The sequence below is a fragment of the Phenylobacterium sp. genome, from assembly GCF_030697925.1.
Taxonomy (GTDB): domain Bacteria; phylum Pseudomonadota; class Alphaproteobacteria; order Caulobacterales; family Caulobacteraceae; genus Phenylobacterium.
On sequence record NZ_JAUYOJ010000176.1, the window covers coordinates 1 to 3296 of the forward strand.

A 3296-nucleotide genomic window follows, 5' to 3' on the forward strand; every position below is an offset into this window, starting at 1 on the left:
CGACGCTGTTCGAAGACCAGATCTACATGCAGGCCACCATGTTCCAGCCGGTGGGCGGCATGGACCAGATCGCCGTCGGGTTCGAGCGGGCGATCAAGAGCCCGGTGATCAAGAACGCCGAGGTGCTGGAGATCCGCGACAGCCGCGGCGGGGTGGCGGTGGCCTATCGCGACCGGGTGAGCGGCGCGCGGCAGGTGGTGTCGGCGGACTTCGCCATCGTCACCATCCCGCTGAACGTGCTGGCCAAGATCGACACCAATTTCGCGCCCGACGTCAAGGCGGCGATCGCCAGCGTGCCCGGCGACTATTCCAACAAGATCGGCTTCGAGGCGCCCCGGTTCTGGGAGAAGGAGCAGATCTACGGCGGCATCTCCTTCGTGGGCGGAGAGACCAACCTGGTCTGGTATCCGTCCAACGGCCTGCACACCGAGCGCGGGATGTTGCTGGCCTGCTACGGCTCGGGCCCGCGGGCCAAGGCCTTCGCCGAGCGGCCGCTGGGCGACCAGATCGCGGTGGCCAAGAGCGTGATCGCCGGCCTGCATCCCGGCCACGAGGCCGAGCTGGAGAAACCTGTGGTGGTCAACTGGAGCAAGATACCGTTCAATCTGGGACCGTGGCCGGCATATGGCGGCCGCGGGGGGCAGGAGGGGCGCAACGAGGACCCCGCCTATGTCCTCCTCAACAAGGAGCCCAAGGGCCGCGTCTATTTTTCCGGCGCCCATCTCAGCCAGATGCCTGGCTGGCAGGAGGGCGCGGTGCTTTCTGCTCACCGGACCATCGGCTTCATCGCCAACCGGGTGGGACAAAGCGTAGCCGTGACGCCCCAGGACCGAACGAAGTCCAAGACGCCCGCCGCGGCCGCGGCCTGACCCCTCTACCGGAGACATCCATGCGCAAGACCTTCATCCCGGCCCTGATCGCCGGCCTCGCCCTGGCGGGCTTCGCCGCCCCGGCCCTGGCGCAGAACACACACATCGGGGCGCCGACCTCGGCGATCTCGTCGGCCGTCCTGGTCCCGGCCGGTTCGGAGACCCTCTATGTCAGCGGCATCACCCCGCCGGTGCTCAACGAGGGCGCGCCGGCCGGCACGCCGATGGAGTTCGGCGACACCAAGACCCAGGTGGCGGGCATCCTCAAGCGCATCGACGGCATCCTGAAGGCCCAGGGCTATTCGTTCGGCGACGTGGTGATGATGCGGGTCTTCCTGGTCGGCGACCCGGCCAAGGGCGGCAAGATGGATTTCGCCGGGATGATGGAGTCCTACAAGGAGGCCTTCGGCACGGCGACCCAGCCGAACAAGCCGGCGCGGATCACCATGCAGATCACCGGCCTGGTGATGCCGGGCATGCTGGCCGAGATCGAGGTCCAGGCCGCGCGCGCGAAGAAGTAAGCCGCGAGCGCCTGAGCGGGGCGGTCCGGTCCGGGGGGGCTGGGCCGCCCTTTCGATTCGGGGCAGGGCGATTGCATATGGCTCGGAGCCTGCGGCGCTCACCTCCTCTCCCCATGAATGGGAAGAGGAGGTGAAAGCGCCATATGCGATCGCCTATTCGATTCGGGCGTGCGACGCCCCGCAGCAGCCTCAGGCCGGGGCCGCGTCGACCTCGTAGGGCGTGGCCTTGTTCTCGGCTGACCACCGCTTCTCGGCGGGCGTGTCGGGCATTGGCGGCCGCAGGCCCTGGATCGACCAGAGGCTGAACGGGGTCTCGTCGATATGCATCTCCCACCTCAGCCCCCGGTCGGCGATGTAGGGAGCAAGAAGTTGGCCGATGGCGGCGAGGAAGCGACCCTTGAGCGCCTCGTCGCTGAACTGCCTGGCGATATGGTCCACCCAGATGCGGACGAAATCGTCGGCGGGCTCTCCCCCGACATAGAAGGACGCGCTCGGAATCTCCTGGAAGACCACGCCGACGTAGAACTTCGGAAGGGCGCGATAGACGGCGGTGATCCGCTCGGCGATCGCCTTCTTGTCCTCGTCCGAGAACGCATCCACCGGGTGGTAGAACTTCCAAAGCGGCATCATCTGGCTCCTGGCTGCGAGGCGGGCTTGACCCCAATGATGATGAGCATCATCATTGGGTCGCGTAGGTGTCAAGAGGTCGAGGCCATGCGGATCGGTCGGGAGAAGGTGCGTGAGAACCGCGAGCGGGTCGTGACCGCCGCGTCCGAACTCTTTCGCACGCATGGATTTGAGGGGGTGGCCGTGCCGGAACTGATGAAGGCCGCGGGCCTCACCCATGGCGGCTTCTACAATCACTTCGCATCGAAGGAGGCGCTGGCGCGCGAGGCGCTGGAGAGCGCCTGGGCGGCGATGGCGCAGGAGCGCGGGCGAGCCCGGGACCTGCCGCAACTGCTCCGCGGCTATCTCTCCGAGGCCGCGCGGAACGCGCCGGGCAAGGCATGCCCCGCCGCCGCGCTGGCTGGGGACGTGAGGCGTCAGTCGCCCTCGGTCCGGGCGACCTTCGCCGAGGGCCTGGACAGCATGATTGACTCCATCGAGGCGGCGCTGGGCGACGACGGCCGCCGCGCGCAGGCGGTAGGCCTCGTGGCGCGAATGGTTGGCGCGGTCATGCTGTCCCGGGCCGTGCCGGACGATCATCCGTTAGCGACGGAGCTTCTCGAGGCCAACCTCAAGGCGGCGCTTGAAGAGCTGCCGGACGGGCCCGTCGGGCGGAACTAGTTCGACGCCAGGCCCGCGCCGTGGGCGCGATAGGCGGCGCTGACCAGGGGAGCGTCAAGGCTGGCTAGGGCGTTGTCCATGGCCGCGCCATAGCAGGCGGTGTCGCGGACCGCCCGCTGATATTCGCGCAGGCTGAAGTCGGACGCGCCGCAGACGGCCAGGGCCGCGCGATCCAGGCGCTTCAGCATGAGCGCCGCGCCGGTCGTGCTGTTGAGGTCGAGACCGCCCTGGCGGGCGGCGACCGAGGCGGTGATCTCGAAGGCCGGGGCCGCCTGGACGGCGGCGGGGATGGCCAGGGTGAGCGCCAGGGCGCTGAGGATGATCTTCATGGCGTGCTCCCAAGGTTTGCCGCCGGTTGGCCGGCATTGCTTGGAAGATAGGCGTCCGATGTCCGCCGGACCACGTTCCGCGCCTTATTTTCTGGCGTATCGCGGTTATTTCCGCGGAGCGCCGCTTTCGGGCTTGGCGGCGATTTCCGAGACTAGGCGGTAGTGACGATTTAGGATTCCCTGACTGGCGCTGTTCTGATTCAACGCTTCTCTTTGGAGGGTGTGTTGGAAGGCGAGGTTCTTCGGGACGATCAGTGGGCGCGGATCGAGCCGTTCGTGCCGGGCGGTCG

At 67.8% G+C, this 3296-nt stretch carries 6 protein-coding genes; 3 read left to right on the forward strand and 3 right to left on the reverse strand.

The features are described 5' to 3' along the window. Together Q8Q88_RS17240 and Q8Q88_RS17245 are read left to right on the forward strand one after the other, a co-directional pair. Positions 1 to 869 (forward strand): FAD-dependent oxidoreductase (locus Q8Q88_RS17240; RefSeq protein ID WP_305676413.1); only part of this gene is annotated, 869 nt, incomplete at its 5' end. A 20-nt stretch (positions 870 to 889) separates the two neighbouring features. Further along, entirely contained in the window at positions 890 to 1390 is a 501-nt protein-coding gene (locus Q8Q88_RS17245; protein ID WP_305676414.1) for a RidA family protein, read from the forward strand. Between the two features lie 189 nt (positions 1391 to 1579). On the opposite strand, the gene Q8Q88_RS17250 is transcribed toward Q8Q88_RS17245, so the two are convergent. Further along, complete coding sequence (locus tag Q8Q88_RS17250; protein ID WP_305676415.1) at positions 1580 to 2017, reverse strand: tautomerase family protein; 438 nt, start codon at positions 2015 to 2017, stop codon at positions 1580 to 1582. Positions 2018 to 2056: 39 nt separating this feature from the next. On the opposite strand from Q8Q88_RS17250, the gene Q8Q88_RS17255 reads away from it, so the two are divergent. Further along, positions 2057 to 2677 (forward strand): TetR/AcrR family transcriptional regulator, encoded by a 621-nt coding sequence (locus Q8Q88_RS17255; RefSeq protein ID WP_305676416.1) that lies wholly within the window; start codon positions 2057 to 2059, stop codon positions 2675 to 2677. Here Q8Q88_RS17255 and Q8Q88_RS17260 read toward each other — a convergent pair. Together Q8Q88_RS17260 and Q8Q88_RS17265 are read right to left on the reverse strand one after the other, a co-directional pair. Next, entirely contained in the window at positions 2674 to 3006 is a 333-nt protein-coding gene (locus Q8Q88_RS17260) for a UrcA family protein (RefSeq protein WP_305676417.1), read from the reverse strand. The two genes, Q8Q88_RS17255 and Q8Q88_RS17260, sit on opposite strands and share 4 nt — an antisense overlap. Positions 3007 to 3111: 105 nt before the next feature. Continuing rightward, positions 3112 to 3296 (reverse strand): hypothetical protein (locus Q8Q88_RS17265; RefSeq protein WP_305676418.1); only part of this gene is annotated, 185 nt, incomplete at its 5' end.